Here is a 15,052-nt window from a genome sequence, read left to right as displayed (position 1 = left end):
TCATGTCAGCACAGGTCGGTCCGGGCAGGCGGCTGCTGGACGTACTGATCGGCGGGCTGCTGCTGGTGCTCGCTGCCCCGCTGCTGGCGGTTGTCGCCGTACTGGTGCTCGTCACCAGCAGCCGGCCGGTACTGTTCCGGCAGACGCGGGTCGGACAGAACGGGCAGCCGTTCACGCTGTACAAGTTCCGGACCATGCGAACTGTTGCCTCGGGCCCGCAAGTGACGGCGGCCGCCGACGCCCGGATCACCCGTCTCGGCGGGTTCCTGCGCCGCACCGCGATCGACGAACTGCCGCAGCTGTGGCACGTGGTCCGCGGCCAGATGACGCTGGTCGGTCCGCGTCCGGAAAGCGCGATTCTGGCGGCGCGCTATCCGGACGCGTGCCGGCCGGTACTGCAGGCACGACCCGGGCTGACCGGTCCCGCGCAGCTGCGCTACCGCGAGCGTTCCGCGGTACCGCCGGATGCCTGGACGGATGTGGAGCGGTGGTACCTCGACGTACTCGTGCCGCTCCGGGTGGCCGCGGACCGGGAGTACCTGGACCGGCCGACGATCCGCCGTACGTTGTACTACGTACTGGTGACCGGCCTGTTCGTGGTCGGACTGGCGGATCTGCAGCAGCCTGTCAGACTGCCTCTTCCACATACGGCGCCGGCTTCACCAGAACCGGGTCACACCGGGCATTGAGGCAGCTGCCGTCGGTCAGGTCGAACTCGAAGTTGTGGCCGAGGCACCGCAGTACGCCGTTCACGACCACGCCGGTCTCGGCCAGGTCCTCACCGGCGTGCGGGCAGTACCTGCTCACCAGCAACTGCTTGCCGCCGACAACGATCTCGGTGGTCTCCTCCGGATCACGGGCGGCCTCGAACCGCTCGACGGCCCGCAGTGCGGCGCGGTCCGCGTGCTTGAGCAGGCCGACCAGGTAGTCGTTGTACCGGTCGGGCTGCCGGCGGGCGGTGAAGCGCAGCGAGAGCAGGAGCTCCTCCCAGCGGGTCCGGCCGGACACCACACCGTCGAGCCAGCGGCCGTCCATGGTGAGCGTGTAGTCCGCGTGCCCGCGCCCGCCGTCGAGGTCGACGACGACCCGGTCCGGTCCGATGTGCGCGTCCCACACCCCGCCGTACGGGCCGGACACGTCGAAGCGCAGCGTCATGCCGATCCGGGCCAGGAAGTACTCCGACAGCGTGCCGAGCGACTCGAGGTGGGTCTTGAAGCGTTGGGCCAACCCGGGCCGCGACACGGGGTTCGCGGCCCAGGCGGCGTCGATGGCCGGGCGGCGGCGGGCGGCGTACGCGGTCAGGTACCGCCGCCGCTCCTCCGGTCCGGCGTCCAGGGCGAAGTCCTGCCAGTGCGGGTCCCGGACGATGCGCAGGTCGTCGAGGTGGATCCGGTCGCCCGGCAGCAGGTAGGCCCCGCGCTGGTCGGGGATCCGGTCCGCGAGCCAGGTGACCGCCTCCTCCTGGTCGGGGAAGATCCCGCCCGGCTGCAGGCCGCTGTTCAGCTCGAACAGGTCGTCGTCGAGGAAGCAGGGCGGACCGGCGTACGGCATCACCAGCCGCGGCCGGACCTGCCGGACGAGCCGGGTGACGGCCTTGAACTTGCCGACCCGCTTGATCGTCGAGATCCGCTCACGCTCGACCTCGTCGTACTCGTACCGCACCGGGTGCCAGCTCGCCCCCGACATCTGCACACCCATCACGTCCAGCGGCCCGCCGACCTCGGTCATCGCCCGCCGTGCCTGGGCGAGCGAGATCCGGGCGTCGTTGGTGTGCAGGATGCTCCGCGCGCCGATCTTCAGCAGTACGGCGGCGTCGTGGCTCATCGGGCACTGCTCGGGGATCACGGTCAGCCAACTCTTGTCGTTCAGCGGGTACCGCTCCCAGGCGTCGAGGACGACGATCCGGGTCCGCCCGATCGCACGCAGCCGGCGCTGCATGATCGTCGACGGATAGCGCGGTACGACGACCGGAATCTCGTCCGGCAGCCCCGCGATCAGGTCGAGGTCCAGGTGGTCCAGATGCTCGTGCGACACCACGACCACGTCGGCGTCGAGCGTCTCCGGGGTCAGCAGGTGCGAGTTGTCCGGGAACGGGAACCAGGCGCCCAGGAACGCCCCGCCGGGCGACAGCCACGGATCCGCGAGAACCCGTATCCGGTCCCCGTCGATCCGCAGTCCGGCATGCCCCAGCGCTGTGACCGTCCCCTCGCCCATACCCACCAGGCTCCCGACGGCGGCCCGTCGCAACATCCCCCACCCGCACGAGAACGGCTACGCCGTGTGGCTGAGGAGGGCGGGCACGACGGTCGACCAGGTGGCGCGCGGGAGACCTTGGCCGATGCCGGGGAGGGTGAGAAGGGAGGCGTGCGGGATCTCGGCAGCCAGGGCCACGCCGTTCTGGTGCGGGAAGAACGGGTCCTCGTCGCCGTGGATCACCAAGGTTCTCGCCGTGATGCCGGGAAGCCGTTCGCGCCACCGCGGTCGGCAGTCGATGGCGGCGAACGTGGTGCCGAGGTGGCTCGCGCGCTGCGCCGCGGGCGATTTCCGTGCCCGGTCGAAGACGCGTCCGGCGGTGGTCCGTGCGTCCTGTTCGTCGAACCCTTTCGAGCCGGCCAGCAACCGCGCGGAGCCGGTCATGTAGTCGACCACGCTGTCCCGGTCGGTCCAGTCCGGCTGCGGACGGCCGAACAGCTGCCCCAGTACCGCGTGGTCGTGGTCCTCCAGGTCAGGGTCGACCGGGCCGGGCGCGACCGGGCGGGTGGAGACCAGCGTCAGCGAGGCCACCTCGTGATCGAGGGCGAGCAGCTGCGCCACGAAACCGCCGACCCCCAGACCGACCACATGCGCCGGCTGCTCGATCAGCCCGGCCGCGTCGTCCACCAGGTCGCGCAGGTCGTACGCCGGCGCGTCGGGATCGACGTACGCCGAACGGCCGGTGTCGCGCAGGTCGTAGCGCACGACGTACCGCCCGGTGAGCTCGGCGCACAGCTCGTCGGGCCAGTGCAGCCCGATCAGCAGCACCGGCGGATCGGCCGGATCCCCGAACGTCTCCACCCACAACTCGACACCGTTGACCTCTTGCAGCATGCCCTCTCCCCTCGTCTGCCTCACCGACGAACGGCTCTGGGCGAGACAGACGTCAGCGGAGCAGATAAGTACCCGCGGGCCCGGCGACCGTGGCTTCCAGCCCGGACGGACCCGATGTAACGATCAAGCTGATCCCGAGCGCGCCGGTCACGGCCGTGACGTCGGCCGGCTTCGGATGGGTCGCCCGGAAAGTCAGCAACTCCACGGTCGGCGCACCGGTCGTGGCCGGATGCCGCGTCGTCCCCCAGTCGACCAGGAACGGCACGATCCCGTCGTACGGCGGCGGATCGACCGCCGCGACCTGCCAACTCAACGCCGTACCCGCCGGAGTGACCCGCCCGACGGTCCGCACCGCCCCGAAGTCGACCCCCGCCCTGCGGGCCGCCCACACCGCCTCGCCGATCTCCGGAGGCCGCACACACCACGTCACCAGCCGCGGCCGAACCAGCCGATCCACCCCGAACGGAGCCGACCCCAACGGCTTCGGATTCTCGACGTCCGGCCCCACGATCTCCAGGTACGACGCCGGCCCCAACGCCACGAGGTGGTTCCGAGTCCCCAGCTCCACATGCCGCCCACCGTCCACCGGCCGAATCCCGGTAGCCGCCGCAAACTCCTCCACGGTCCCCCGCAGATCCGGCGTCCCGAACACCAGATGATCCAGCCTCGGCTCCACCGCGGGACTCAGCACCCTTCGACACTACCAAGCGTGACCGAATAGCAAGCAGAGTCGGATAACGCAGCGAAGCAGCAGGTGAAGGTTCGCGCCGGAGCACGGATATAATGGCGAGCATATCAGCCACTATCTCGTATAATGACGACTATCAGCGTCATTATGAGGGAGGTATGACGGCATGGCCCGGTTGCCTGTGCCGGTGCGGACGCGGCTGGCCGCGGAGAGGATCGGTGCTCACCTCACTGCGTGGCGCAAACTGCAAGGCCTGACGGCTGCACAGGTCGCGGATCGTGCGGGCGTTTCGCGCGACACGCTGCGCAGGCTGGAGCACGGCGAGACCACGGTCGGACTCGACGTGTTCCTCAACGTCGCTCGGGTCCTCGGCACTCTCGACCGTGTGGTCGGGACGCTCGACCCGTACGAGACGGATCTCGGCCGCGCCCGCGCGGATCAGGCACTGCCGAAACGGGTTCGGCGATGAGCGACGCCGTGATTGTCTCGGTAGATCTTGACGGACGGCCGGTCGACGTTGGGACGGCGTACTTCAGCCGTCGTCGCAGCGTGCTCTCGACAACATTCCGGTACGACGAGACATATCTGGCGCGACCAGATGCATACGCCATCGATCCGGCAATGCCCCTCGCACAAGGGAATCACACCTCCAGCGGGATGCCTGGAGCACTCAGCGACTGTTCTCCTGACCGCTGGGGCCGGAATCTCATTGCCAAGCTGGTGCGGCTTCGAGCACTCCGGGAAGGCAGAACCAGCCCTGCCGTGAGCGATGTGGACTACCTCTTGGGCGTCAGCGATCTGACACGCCAAGGAGCCCTCCGTTTCCGCACCTCGCCCGACGGCCCGTACCTCGATCCGGATCTGACAGTTCCCAAATTGGTGGAGCTTCCGAGACTGCTGCAGGCAGCCGACGCCGCGGCCCGCGATCCCGACGATCTGTCGGCTGTGAAAGACCTGCTCGACGCCGGCTCGGGCTCACTGGGCGGCGCCCGGCCAAAGGCATCCATTCGCGACGGAAACCGGCTGTACATAGCCAAGTTCCCGCATCATGCCGACGGCTGGGACGTCATCGGCTGGGAGAAGACGACCCTGGACCTCGCCGAGAGATCTGGCATCGAGGTGCCTGCCCGGCAACTGATCTCAGTGAGCAGCCGTTCCGTCCTCGTACTCGAGCGATTCGACCGCGAGTCGCAGCAGCGGATCGGGTACATCAGCGCGATGACCCTGGTCCAAGGATCCGACGGCACGCCAGGTGACTACCTCGAGGTGGCTGAGACACTGACTGAGTACGGATCGCAGGTCGGCGCAGACCTGCGTCAACTGTGGCGGCGGATCGCCTTCTCGATCGCCGTCCACAACACCGACGACCACCTGCGCAACCACGGGTTCCTCCGCGACGGCCGGTCCGGCTGGCGGCTGTCACCGGCGTTCGACCTCAACCCGAACCCCGAGGCCGGAACGCAACGGGTGACCGGTATCGGAGGGGCGTACCACCGCGACGACGAGTTGAACGGCCTGATGACGTACGCGGACTCGTTCCGGGTCACGACTGCAGAAGCTCGCCGGATCCTGCGGGACATCCTCGACGGAACCGCGGCCTGGAAGGAAGTCGCGCTCAGCAACGGAGTGCCCAGCCGTGAACTTCCTCGTTTCGAGGAAGCGATGGAAGGCCTCCGAGAGCCGATGAAGACCCTGGCGGACTGAGCTCCGCCCGGATAGCCCCTACTCGCTTCAGGCCGACGGGACGATACCTCGCGAGCATCCAGTCGCCGTGACGTCGTCGCAGACAGCAGAACGCGCAGGTCAGCGGGGCTGACCTGCGCGTTCTCACAGGGGTGGAGGTGGCGGGAATCGAACCCGCGTCCTTCGGCGTTGCTCGAAGACTTCTCCGGGCGCAGTCTGAATAGCGCTTTTCTCGGCCCCAGCGTTTGTACAGACATCTCGCTGACAGGCTCAGTCACTGTAAATGTCCCGTGCTAGCCCCGTGACCGGGCTAACAAAGCAAGCTCTCTAAATGAGGCCAGTGACCGGGGCGAGAGCATCCCCGGGCTGACCACCTCTTTAAGTGCTCAGGCCGTCAGGCGGCGAGAGCGAGGTCAGTGCGCTTTACGTTGGCACTTATTGGTTTCCAGAGATCGTTAACGAGATAACCCTGGATCCTCGGCCCGCTTCTCTTCGAACATACGTCCAAAGTCGAAACCGTTCACCCCCTGTTGAGTTGTCAAACTCCCACCCGTACTGCTCGGTGGAAGCTCCACACTACCAAGTCCAACCAGCCACCCGCACCTGACATTCCCTCAGCCCGCGGGAGCCAGGACGAAGACCGCGGCCGCGCCCGCGACGACCGCGCCGGCGAGCGCGATCACCCAGGCGGTGGTCACCTGGAGCAGCAGCGCACCCGCGGCAGCGCCGAGCAGCATCGCGAAGATCGAACCGAGCCGGCGGTACGGCGGGGCCGCGCGGCCGTTGCCGAGGACGCTGTCCGCGGCGAGCCCGGTCAGGGTCAGCGTGAGTACGGTCGTGGTCATGTCCTTCGGCGCGACGTGCCGTACGGTCGCGTTCTGCAGCCCGAAGCAGCCCGCCAGCGCGAGGATCAGCAGGTACGACGTACCGCCGGACTCCCGCAGTACGCCGACCCCGACCAGCAGCCCGCACAGCAGCAGGACCGCGGCCTGCGACCCGAAGGCGATCCCGAGCCAGCGCCGAGGCCGTGCCTCCAGGATCCGCGCGGCCCGGCCGCCGAGCAGTGAGCCGAGGACGAAGCCGACGACCGCGATCACCGGCGGCCCGAGCCGGAAGCCCGACCCGGGTGCGACCGCGAAGCCGAGGAACACCACGTTCCCGGTCATGTTCGCGACGAAGGTATGTCCGAGCTTCAGGTAACTGACCGCGTCGATCAGCCCGGTCGCCGCGGTCAGGCCGAGGAACCCCCCGACCTCCCACCGCACCCCGACCGGAACACCCATTCCAGCAGGGTAGGGCCTACTTGATCAGACGCAGGGTGAACGGGTAGCGGAACTTGGCGCCGGCCGCGGTGGCGAGGCCGCCGATCCCGGTGAGCAGGAACCAGAGGATCCCGAGGATCGGGAACAGGAACCCGAGGAACCCGTGCGTGAACCCGGTCATCACCCCGAGCAGCGCGAACGCCCCGGCCGCCGTCAGCTGGAAGTTCAGCGCCTCGACGGCGTGCCGGCGTACGGCGGGGTTCTTCTGGCCGGCCGTGGCGACGACCAGCGCCGGGCCGACGAAGAACGTCGGGTACCCGAGCCAGTGCGCGATCGTGCCCATCCCGCGGCCGTCACCCTGGTACGTCTGCAGCGGCGCCGGCCGGGTGAAGGCGGCCGGGGCGAACGTCGGCACCGGGCGGGCGACGAGGCCGTCGAACGTGCTGTTCAACTCGGCCCGGGTCCGCGCCTTCAGGGCCTTGTCCAGCCGGAGGTCGAACTCCATGTGGTCCAGGCGGCCGTCGGCGTACATCTCTTTGAGGATCTCGACGGCCCGATCCCGCTGCGCCGAGGTCACCAGCAACTCTGAAGTGGACATGTTTCCACTGTGCGCGCCAGGGCTTCTCCGCCCCATCGGGTTCAGCCCGGACCGACCCCTGACCCGACCCCAGTCGGTCAGCCCCGGCGGCGGTCGGAGAGGGCTCGCTGGGCCTCGCGGTTGGCCTGGCGCTCGGCCAGCGCGTGGCGCTTGTCGTAGTCCTTCTTGCCGCGCCCGGTGGCCAGCTCGACCTTGGCGTAGCCGTCCTTGAAGTACAGCGACAGCGGGATCAGCGAGACACCCTGCTGCTCGACGGCGCGGATCAGTTTCTGCACCTCGTCCTTGTGCAGCAGCAACTTCCGGGTCCGGCGGGGCTCGTGGTTCGTCCAGGTGCCGTGCTCGTACTCCGGGATGTGCATCCCCTGCAGCCACAACTCGTTCCCGCGGACGGCGGCGAACGCGTCGACGAGGGAGGCCCGGCCCTGCCGCAGGGACTTGACCTCGGTCCCGGTCAGCACCAGCCCGGCCTCCACCACGTCATCGATGTGGTAGTCGTGTCGCGCCTTGCGGTTCTGCGCGATCGGCTTCTCCCGGCCGGACTGTTTCACCATCCGGCCAGTATCCCAGATCGCTTACAACCACCCCATCGGATTAACCACGTTGCCGTCCTTGTAGACCATGAAGTGCAAGTGGCAGCCGGTCGAGTAGCCGGTCGTTCCGGACCACGCGACGATCTCGCCGCGCTTCACCCGTTCACCGACATGTGCCTTGTACTTCGACAGGTGGTTGTAGACCGTCGTGATCGAGTGCCCGCCCATCACCCCGTGTGAGATGAACAGCCGGTTCCCGTAACCACCGTTGTAGTACTTGTCCGTGACCACCCCGTCCGCCGCGGCGCGTACCGGCGTACCGCAGGGAGCGCGGAAGTCCGTGCCGTCGTGCAGCTTCCAGATGTGCAGCACCGGGTGGAAGCGCATGCCGTACGGCGACGTGATGTAGCTGCTGACCGGGTATCCGAGCCGCCCGCCGCCGGACGGCACCGGATCCGGCACGTCCCGTGGCTTCCGGTGCTCCTTGCGAGCCTTCGCTCGCTCGGCCGCCTCGGCTGCCGCCTTCCGGCGGGCGGCCGCGGCCTTCTCGGCCTTCGCCTGCGCGATCAGCATCTGCTGGACGCGGTTCCGCTCCCGCAGCAGCGAGTTGTACTGCGCGAGCTCGGAGTTCTTCTCCTTCTCCGCGGCCTTGAACGCGGTCAGCTTGACCGCCGCGACCGATGCCGCCTCCGCCCGGTCGGCCGCGACCTGCTTGGTCAGGTCCGTGACCTTCTTGACGGTTGCGGCCGCCGCGGCGCGGGCGGACTCGGCGTCCTTCTCCGCGGCCGTGAGCTTGACCTGCTTGCTGGCCAGCTCCGCCTGCGCCGTGTTCAGGTTCGCGATCGCGTTGCTCTGGATGCCGAACACGTTCCGCTGGACCTGCATCCCGGTCGCGATGTCGGCCGGCGCCGCGCCGCGGAGCGCGATCGACAATCCGACCAGACCGTTCTGCTGCTGGTACGCAGACCGTACGGCGCGTCCCGCGACGGACCGCTTCTCGGCGATCTGCTGCTGACCGGCCGCCACCTCGGAGGTCGCCGTACGGAGTGCCGCCTCGGCCGCGGCAAGCTTGCCCGCGGCAACCGCGTCCGCGGCCTTCGCGGCGGCGAGCTGCCCCTGCGCGGCGGCGTACCGGGCCTGCACCGCCTGGTACTTCGTGACGGCTTGGTTGTACGCGGCAACGGACTTGCCGAGCTGGTCGGAGGCGTCGTCGAGATCAGCCTTGGACTGGTTGATCTGCGAGTCGAGTTGTTTCTTCTTGGCGGCTGGATCCGGCGGTCTCGCCTCCGCGGTCGGAGCGTACGGGACCGCGGCCAGGACGCCGGCGGACAGGGACAGGACAAGGCAGCAAGCGGTAACCACGTTCTGCCGCCCCCGCGGTCTCGTGCTCGATCGCGGGTACGGCGGGGCTGGGGTACCGGTGCTGTCGTCTCGCTTGATGCTCCCCCGCTCAGGCGGGTTCGCACCGGGGAAGTGCGGGACCACAGGTCGACCCCTTGCTCTGGATGCAATTGTGCGGTACTGGAGTGACTGCTGTTACTCCTGATACTGCACGATAAGTCACCCGGGTCAGACTTTGAGGTATTTCCGCGTTGTCAGGAATGTCGGGATGACCGCGAGCACCAGTCCGACCAGCACCATGATCAGCGTGACGCGGAACGTCTCGGACGCCCCGACCCACTGCCAGACCCGGAACGTCGCCTGAGCCTGGCGCATGACCATGAAGTACACGATCATCCACAGCGTGCCGCAGGCCAGCGCGGCGCCGATGACGGCCGCCAGCACGGCCTCCAGCAGGAACGGCAGCTGGATGTAGAAGTTGGACGCACCCACGAGACGCATGATGCCGATCTCACGTCTGCGCGCGTACGCCGCCAGCCGGATCGTGTTCGCGATCTGCATCAGCGCGGCGACCAGCAGCAGACCCGCTCCCAGGTACGAGCCGACCTGGAGCCAGTTCAGCGCCTTGAACAGCGGGTCGAGGTACTGCCGGAGGTCCTGGACCGTGTCCACCCCGGGCAGGCCGGCGACCGCGCTGACCAGGTTCTGGTAGCGCTGCGGGTCCTTCAGCCGGATCCGGAACGACTCCTGCATCTGGTCCTGGGTGACCGTGCTGACGATCGGCGAGTCCTTGTACAGCTTCTTGAACGACTCGAACGCCTGCGCCTTGGACTCGGTGAAGACCCCGTCCGGCGCGGTGTCCGGGTTCGACTCGATGACCTGCTGGATCCGGTTCTTCTGCTCCTGGGTCACCTCGGCGCCGGAGCAGCCGCGGCCGCCGGAGTCCTTGGTGCAGAGGAACACCGAGATCTGGATCTTGTCGTACCAGTTCCCCTTCATCAGGTTCACCTGCTCGTGGGCGAGCAGCGCGCTGCCGAACAGCGACAGCGAGACCCAGATGGTGACGACGACCGCGATCGTCATCGAGAGGTTCCGCTTCAGACCGATGCCGAGGTCGGAGAGGATGTAGTTCAGGCGCATTCTTCAGTCAGTCCCTGTAAGTCACCGTGCTCGGCGGTCAGTGCTGGTAGCCGTAGACGCCGCGCGACTCGTCGCGGACGACATGACCGTTCTCCAGCTCGATCACGCGTTTGCGCATCTGGTCGACGATCGACACGTCGTGGGTGGCCATCACGACCGTCGTACCGGTGCGGTTGATCCGGTCCAGCAGCTTCATGATGCCCACCGACGTACCCGGGTCGAGGTTTCCGGTCGGCTCGTCGGCGATCAGGATCATCGGCCGGTTCACGAACGCGCGGGCGATCGCGACGCGCTGCTGCTCACCGCCGGACAACTCGTCCGGGAGCCGGTCCTCCTTGCCGTCCAGACCGACCAGCTCGAGCACCTCGGGGACCGTCTTGCGGATGTGCGAGCGCGGCTTGCCGATCACCTGCAGCGCGAACGCGACGTTCTCCGCGACGGTCTTGTTCGGCAGCAGCCGGAAGTCCTGGAACACGGTTCCGATCTGCCGCCGCATCTGCGGGATCCGCCAACTGGCGAGCCGGTTCAGGTCCTTACCGGCCACCATGATGTGGCCCTTGGACGTCCGGTGCTCACGGAGCACGAGGCGCAGGAACGTCGACTTCCCGGACCCGGAGGTGCCGACCAGGAAGACGAACTCGCCTTTCTCGATCTCGACGTTGACGTTCAGCAGAGCGGCCTTGGACTGGCCCTCGTACGTCTTGGAAACATTCTCGAAGCGGATCACGGATTCATCCGGCCGTGGTCGGGAACAGGGAGCGACGCGACGGTAACCACGAAGTGCACCGTACGCCACCGGAGCGGCCGGCGATCAGTCTAGGCGTTCCACGGCGTGCCGCCGACCAGACCTGCCGGTCCGAACGGGCCCGTCCGATACCCGGTGCGTTTGAAACGGATGCCCTAGGGACGTGTCAGACACGCCCTAGGCGTCGGAGAGGCGGGCGATCGTCGCGGAGGCGCGGCGGACGATCGGGACCGGGCCCTCCGGGAGGACGTCGCCGATGAACGAGTAGTACCGGAGGATGTCCGGGTCGACGTCGCCGGGGCGGTGCCGGCTGTGGTCGCGGACCCAGTCGATGATGTCACCCCAGCCCGGGGCCGCGAGCGAGCCGCCGAAGTGCTGCACGGACAGCCCCGCGCACAGGTTGCCGAACGCCAGCCGGTGGGCGAGCGGCCAGCCGCGGAGCGTGCCGAGCACCAGGGAGGCCAGGAACACGTCGCCGGCGCCGGTCGGGTCGTACGAGCGCACCGGCAGCGCCGGGACCTGCTCCTCCTCGCCGGTGGCCTGGTCGATCGCGAGGACGCCGTCCGCGCCGTTCGTGACCACCGCGAGCGGCACCCGCTCGGCGAGCTTGTGCAGCGCGGCCTTCGGGCTGTCGGTCCGGGTGTACGCCATCGCCTCGTCGGCGTTCGGCGTGAACGCGTGGAAACCGTCCAGTACGTCGAGCACAGCCGGTGACCACTCGTCCGTCGGGTCCCAGCCGACGTCCCCGAACAGCAGCGCGCCGGACTCCCGGGCCTCGACGGTCCAGCCGGGCAGCTCCTCCGCGACCGGGACGATCGCCGACCGGGTCCGCAGCCCCGGGCCGACCAGCTTGCTCGGGTCCCCCGGCGCCTCGTGCGCATGGGTGACCATCGCGCGGTCCCGGTTGATCGACATCGACACCGTCACCGGCGAGTGCCAGTGCCCGATCCGGCGGGAGTGCGACAGGTCGACGCCCTCCTGGTCGGCGAGCGTGCGCCAGCAGAAGTCGGCGTACACGTCGTCGCCGAAGACCGCGGCCAGGCCGCTCTTCAGACCCAGCCGGGCGGCCGCGATCGCGAAGTTCGCGACGCCGCCGGGGCAGGAGCCCATCCCCTCGGCGAAGATCTCGGTACCGGTGGTCGGGGCGGACGCCAGGCCGGTCATGACGATGTCGAAGAACACAGTCCCTTGTACGAAGACGTCGTACCCGTCCTGCTGGTCCGTCACGGTGACACTACTCCTTGTCATGCTGGGCACGCTGGTCTGTCGGTCGCGGGTGGAATGCTCCTTCGTAACATCATCGACCGGTCAAGACCACGGATTTGGGAGGACGAGTGATGAGCACCGGGGTGTGTCTGTGATTCCCACCTGGATCTCGGTCGTCGGGGTCGTGGTGACCGTGCTGTCGCCGCTGCTCGCGCTCGGCGGCGTGGTGCTCGGCGCGTACCTGACCCGCAAGTCGGACCGCGAGCTCGACACCTGGCGGCACCGCGAGGAGACGATGCGGATGGTGCGCTGGGCGGTCGAGCAGATCCTCGAGGGCGAGGACGCCGGGACGGACGCCGGTGTGGTCACGCTCCGCTCACTGATGCGGTCGGAGCTGTTACAACCGGAGGACTACGACCTGGTCGCCGCGCTGACCGCGGCCGTAGCGATCGACCGGGTCGGGGCAGACGCGTACGCTGATATTGCGGAAGCTGACATCGAGGTCGTCGAGGGAGACAGTGACCATGGCTGACAAGCGGACCGTGAAGGTCTCCCGCCAGGTGATCGAGTTGGCCCGCCTGCACGTCGAAGCGGCCCGCCGCGCCGGCCGCAAGCCCGACGAGGCGGTCGCCCGGATCGCCAACGCCCACCCCGACAACGGCAACGAGTCCGCTACCCCCGCCCCCGCCTGATCAGTTCAGCGATCCCCGCGGCGCGACCCAGAGATGGGGCTGTCCGGTGACAGCGGCGATGTGCTCGAAGTCCGCGTCGTAGTGCAGGATCACCGCTCCGTACTCCTCGGCCACAGCAGCCGTGAGTACGTCGACCACGCCGGCCGCCCGGTGCTTGCCGCGGGACGCCATCCGGACCTGCACGTCACGCGCACGCTCGGCAACTGCCTCGGTGATCGGAAGCGTCACGTACAAGGAGCGCCGGCGTTCCCTCGTCGTCTTCACGTCCCGGTGGTTACGTCCTGAGTAGCCGGTCTCCAGGTCGACGGTGACGCAGGTCGCCGCGGCCCGGTCGGCGATCAGGCCGGCGATGATCGACCGCACCGCCGGGTTCTTCGTCCGGGTCAAGGCCGACGTGTCGACCAGGTACAGCTTGCCGACAGCGGCGAGCGTACTCAACGACGGGCCTCACGCATCACCTCCGGGTCGGTGATGTCCGGACCGACGCCCAACCCGTACGGATCGTCGAGCAAGGCTTCGATCCGCTCCCTCCGGCGGGCCACGAACGCGAGAGCGGCGTTCACCGTGTCCTTCTTCGTCACTGTCCCCAGCTCCTTTGCCGCGAGCTCCAGCGCCTCGTCGTCCACGTCGATCACCGTCTTCATGGTTCGACCCTAAGGCGCGTATATATACCCCGGTAGGATCAGATATACAAATTGATCGAATCGTTGCCGGACCGTCGGGAGTACCAGCACGCGAGCGCGACGATCGCGAGCAGGACGCCTGCACCGAGGAAGCCCCAGGTCGGTGCGGTGTGTTGGACCAGCAGGCCGGCGAGTGCCGAGCCGGCCGCCGAGCCGAGGTTGTTGGAGGTGTTGATCCAGGTGCTGGCCTCGGTCCGTTGGTGCGGCGGTGTGACCTGGTCGGCGGCCAGGTAGCAGACCACGAAGAGTGGGGCTACGGCAACGCCCGCGAGGCCGAGGATCGCCCCGAGCAGGATCAGGTCGGGAACGAACGACGCCACGATCAGCCCGGGCAGGAACGCCGCCGTGATCAGGCCGGCGGCGAGTGCGGCGATCAGACCGGCGAGGTGGATCGGCCAGGGCCGAGTGTGGTTGCGACGGGCCCAGAGCATGCCGCCGACCGCGCTGCCGGCCGCCATCGCCGCCTCCACGTACCCTGCCGCGCCGGGGTGGCCCGCCTGCTGAGCGACGGCCGCGATGCAGAGGTACGCCGTGCTGATGCCGGCTGCGGTCAGCAGGATCACCAGCAGGATCCGGCGAAGGCCAGGGAGGACCAGCGGGCCCAGTGGATGACGGGCAGGTGCTGCTGGCGCGGTGTGAGTGGTTACCGGGCTGGTGGTCATCGCCACGGTCCCCACGAGCATGAGGGCAGCTGAGCAGGCCAGGGCGACCGGTGCGCCGAAGAGTCCGATCAACGTGCCGGCAATCAGCGGGCCGCCGAGGAAGAGGCACTCTTCGGCGACCGCGTCCAGGGCGTACGCGCGCTCCTTCAGCGGGAGGCCGTCGGTGAGGAGGCGCCAGTTCGAGCGCATGGACGGCCCCAGCGGCGGCGCGAGCAGCCCGGTCACGCCGACCAGGACGAGCAGTACGGCGGTGTTCGGCGTACCGGCGATCAGGAACAGGCCGGCGGACGAACCGGCGGCCAGGAACGGGAGGACCCGGCGCTGACTGAAGCGGTCGACCAGGCGGGCCTTGTACGGCATCGACAACGAACTGATGCCGAACACGGCCACCGCGGCGCCGGCCGTGGCGAAGGAACCGGCGGAGTGGCGGACGGTCATCAGTAACGACAACGGGAGCAGGCCGTACGACAGCCGGCCGATCAGCGCGGGCACGAACGTGCGCAGCGCCGACGGCAACAGCAGGACATCACGGTAGCTCCCGGCACGAAGGGTGCCGGACACGGGAACGCTCCTAGAGATTCACGACGGAATGAGGGCTCGGAACCACGCCAGGCGTGGGAGCCGCTCTCTAGTCACGAGGTGAATGCATGCCGCACAGCATACGCGAGAAATAGCCCCGGCATCAGCCGTTCCGGTCGTAAGGTCGTCTTCGGTGCGCAGGCTGTGGGACTGCGC

The 15,052-nt window shown here is 68.5% G+C and carries 18 protein-coding genes and 1 other RNA gene; 5 read left to right on the top strand and 14 right to left on the bottom strand.

What is annotated here, in order from left to right:
• Positions 1-2: 2 nt before the first annotated feature.
• Positions 3-689 (top strand): sugar transferase, encoded by a 687-nt coding sequence (locus AB0M51_RS35710; RefSeq protein ID WP_344198598.1) that lies wholly within the window; start codon positions 3-5, stop codon positions 687-689.
• Here the strand turns inward: AB0M51_RS35710 and AB0M51_RS35705 are convergent.
• The 3 genes from AB0M51_RS35705 to AB0M51_RS35695 are packed head-to-tail and all read right to left on the bottom strand — an operon-like array spanning position 628 to position 3,778.
• On the bottom strand, positions 628-2,214 hold the full coding sequence (locus tag AB0M51_RS35705; RefSeq protein WP_344198600.1) for an MBL fold metallo-hydrolase: 1,587 nt from the start codon (positions 2,212-2,214) through the stop codon (positions 628-630). The genes AB0M51_RS35710 and AB0M51_RS35705 overlap by 62 nt on opposite strands.
• A gap of 57 nt (positions 2,215-2,271) precedes the next feature.
• A complete protein-coding gene (locus tag AB0M51_RS35700) occupies positions 2,272-3,087 on the bottom strand; it encodes an alpha/beta hydrolase (RefSeq protein ID WP_344198603.1) in 816 nt (271 codons plus the stop codon).
• Between the two features lie 52 nt (positions 3,088-3,139).
• Positions 3,140-3,778, bottom strand: coding sequence for a VOC family protein (locus AB0M51_RS35695; protein WP_344198605.1), 639 nt, complete (start codon positions 3,776-3,778; stop codon positions 3,140-3,142).
• A 163-nt stretch (positions 3,779-3,941) separates the two neighbouring features.
• On the opposite strand from AB0M51_RS35695, the gene AB0M51_RS35690 reads away from it, so the two are divergent.
• Entirely contained in the window at positions 3,942-4,244 is a 303-nt protein-coding gene (locus AB0M51_RS35690; protein ID WP_363752587.1) for a helix-turn-helix transcriptional regulator, read from the top strand.
• The gene (locus AB0M51_RS35685; RefSeq protein WP_363752584.1) at positions 4,241-5,479 is read left to right on the top strand and encodes a type II toxin-antitoxin system HipA family toxin; all 1,239 of its coding nucleotides are present in this window, start codon (positions 4,241-4,243) and stop codon (positions 5,477-5,479) included. The genes AB0M51_RS35690 and AB0M51_RS35685 overlap by 4 nt, the downstream gene beginning before the upstream one ends.
• Before the next feature lie 129 nt (positions 5,480-5,608).
• Here the strand turns inward: AB0M51_RS35685 and ssrA are convergent.
• The 8 genes from ssrA to AB0M51_RS35645 all read right to left on the bottom strand — a co-directional run bounded on the left by ssrA (position 5,609) and on the right by AB0M51_RS35645 (position 12,322).
• Positions 5,609-5,986, bottom strand: a transfer-messenger RNA (tmRNA) gene (gene ssrA, locus AB0M51_RS35680).
• Between the two features lie 86 nt (positions 5,987-6,072).
• Positions 6,073-6,741, bottom strand: a complete 669-nt coding sequence (locus AB0M51_RS35675; protein WP_363752581.1) for a YoaK family protein — start codon at positions 6,739-6,741, stop codon at positions 6,073-6,075.
• A gap of 16 nt (positions 6,742-6,757) precedes the next feature.
• On the bottom strand, positions 6,758-7,318 hold the full coding sequence (locus tag AB0M51_RS35670; protein ID WP_344198609.1) for a DUF1707 and DUF4870 domain-containing protein: 561 nt from the start codon (positions 7,316-7,318) through the stop codon (positions 6,758-6,760).
• Positions 7,319-7,395: 77 nt separating this feature from the next.
• Positions 7,396-7,869 carry an SsrA-binding protein SmpB gene (gene smpB, locus AB0M51_RS35665; protein ID WP_363752577.1) on the bottom strand — a complete coding sequence of 158 codons (474 nt, stop codon included), beginning with the start codon at positions 7,867-7,869 and terminating at the stop codon, positions 7,396-7,398.
• A gap of 21 nt (positions 7,870-7,890) precedes the next feature.
• Positions 7,891-9,210 carry a peptidoglycan DD-metalloendopeptidase family protein gene (locus AB0M51_RS35660; RefSeq protein WP_344198612.1) on the bottom strand — a complete coding sequence of 440 codons (1,320 nt, stop codon included), beginning with the start codon at positions 9,208-9,210 and terminating at the stop codon, positions 7,891-7,893.
• A 207-nt stretch (positions 9,211-9,417) separates the two neighbouring features.
• Entirely contained in the window at positions 9,418-10,329 is a 912-nt protein-coding gene (gene ftsX / locus AB0M51_RS35655) for a permease-like cell division protein FtsX (protein ID WP_344198614.1), read from the bottom strand.
• Positions 10,330-10,366: 37 nt separating this feature from the next.
• The gene (ftsE, locus tag AB0M51_RS35650; RefSeq protein ID WP_077013482.1) at positions 10,367-11,056 is read right to left on the bottom strand and encodes a cell division ATP-binding protein FtsE; all 690 of its coding nucleotides are present in this window, start codon (positions 11,054-11,056) and stop codon (positions 10,367-10,369) included.
• A 195-nt stretch (positions 11,057-11,251) separates the two neighbouring features.
• Positions 11,252-12,322, bottom strand: a complete 1,071-nt coding sequence (locus tag AB0M51_RS35645) for a PfkB family carbohydrate kinase (protein ID WP_344198616.1) — start codon at positions 12,320-12,322, stop codon at positions 11,252-11,254.
• A 109-nt stretch (positions 12,323-12,431) separates the two neighbouring features.
• On the opposite strand from AB0M51_RS35645, the gene AB0M51_RS35640 reads away from it, so the two are divergent.
• Both AB0M51_RS35640 and AB0M51_RS35635 read left to right on the top strand, forming a co-directional pair.
• Positions 12,432-12,812, top strand: coding sequence for a hypothetical protein (locus AB0M51_RS35640; RefSeq protein WP_344198618.1), 381 nt, complete (start codon positions 12,432-12,434; stop codon positions 12,810-12,812).
• Entirely contained in the window at positions 12,805-12,972 is a 168-nt protein-coding gene (locus AB0M51_RS35635) for a hypothetical protein (RefSeq protein WP_344198620.1), read from the top strand. The genes AB0M51_RS35640 and AB0M51_RS35635 overlap by 8 nt, the downstream gene beginning before the upstream one ends.
• Here the strand turns inward: AB0M51_RS35635 and AB0M51_RS35630 are convergent, their stop codons facing one another.
• The 3 genes from AB0M51_RS35630 to AB0M51_RS35620 are packed head-to-tail and all read right to left on the bottom strand — an operon-like array spanning position 12,973 to position 14,878.
• Complete coding sequence (locus AB0M51_RS35630; RefSeq protein WP_344198622.1) at positions 12,973-13,410, bottom strand: PIN domain-containing protein; 438 nt, start codon at positions 13,408-13,410, stop codon at positions 12,973-12,975.
• Complete coding sequence (locus AB0M51_RS35625) at positions 13,407-13,616, bottom strand: type II toxin-antitoxin system VapB family antitoxin (protein WP_344198624.1); 210 nt, start codon at positions 13,614-13,616, stop codon at positions 13,407-13,409. Before AB0M51_RS35625 ends, AB0M51_RS35630 begins: the two co-directional genes overlap by 4 nt.
• A 38-nt stretch (positions 13,617-13,654) precedes the next feature.
• Positions 13,655-14,878 (bottom strand): MFS transporter, encoded by a 1,224-nt coding sequence (locus AB0M51_RS35620; protein WP_344198626.1) that lies wholly within the window; start codon positions 14,876-14,878, stop codon positions 13,655-13,657.
• Positions 14,879-15,052: the final 174 nt, after the last annotated feature.

The sequence above is a fragment of the Kribbella sp. NPDC051137 genome (assembly GCF_040682535.1).
GTDB lineage: Bacteria > Actinomycetota > Actinomycetes > Propionibacteriales > Kribbellaceae > Kribbella > Kribbella karoonensis.
This window is presented reverse-complemented; position numbering and strand designations above follow the sequence as displayed.

What these genes read in the sequence shown, in the direction of transcription:
- AB0M51_RS35710 (WP_344198598.1), top strand. Translation starts at nt 3, where the DNA reads ATGTCAGCACAGGTCGGTCCGGGCAGGCGGCTGCTGGACGTACTGATC.
- AB0M51_RS35705 (WP_344198600.1), bottom strand. Translation starts at nt 2,214, where the DNA reads ATGGGCGAGGGGACGGTCACAGCGCTGGGGCATGCCGGACTGCGGATC.
- AB0M51_RS35700 (WP_344198603.1), bottom strand. Translation starts at nt 3,087, where the DNA reads ATGCTGCAAGAGGTCAACGGTGTCGAGTTGTGGGTGGAGACGTTCGGG.
- AB0M51_RS35690 (WP_363752587.1), top strand. Translation starts at nt 3,942, where the DNA reads ATGGCCCGGTTGCCTGTGCCGGTGCGGACGCGGCTGGCCGCGGAGAGG.
- AB0M51_RS35685 (WP_363752584.1), top strand. Translation starts at nt 4,241, where the DNA reads ATGAGCGACGCCGTGATTGTCTCGGTAGATCTTGACGGACGGCCGGTC.
- AB0M51_RS35675 (WP_363752581.1), bottom strand. Translation starts at nt 6,741, where the DNA reads ATGGGTGTTCCGGTCGGGGTGCGGTGGGAGGTCGGGGGGTTCCTCGGC.
- AB0M51_RS35670 (WP_344198609.1), bottom strand. Translation starts at nt 7,318, where the DNA reads ATGTCCACTTCAGAGTTGCTGGTGACCTCGGCGCAGCGGGATCGGGCC.
- smpB (WP_363752577.1), bottom strand. Translation starts at nt 7,869, where the DNA reads ATGGTGAAACAGTCCGGCCGGGAGAAGCCGATCGCGCAGAACCGCAAG.
- ftsX (WP_344198614.1), bottom strand. Translation starts at nt 10,329, where the DNA reads ATGCGCCTGAACTACATCCTCTCCGACCTCGGCATCGGTCTGAAGCGG.
- AB0M51_RS35645 (WP_344198616.1), bottom strand. Translation starts at nt 12,322, where the DNA reads ATGACAAGGAGTAGTGTCACCGTGACGGACCAGCAGGACGGGTACGAC.
- AB0M51_RS35635 (WP_344198620.1), top strand. Translation starts at nt 12,805, where the DNA reads ATGGCTGACAAGCGGACCGTGAAGGTCTCCCGCCAGGTGATCGAGTTG.
- AB0M51_RS35625 (WP_344198624.1), bottom strand. Translation starts at nt 13,616, where the DNA reads ATGAAGACGGTGATCGACGTGGACGACGAGGCGCTGGAGCTCGCGGCA.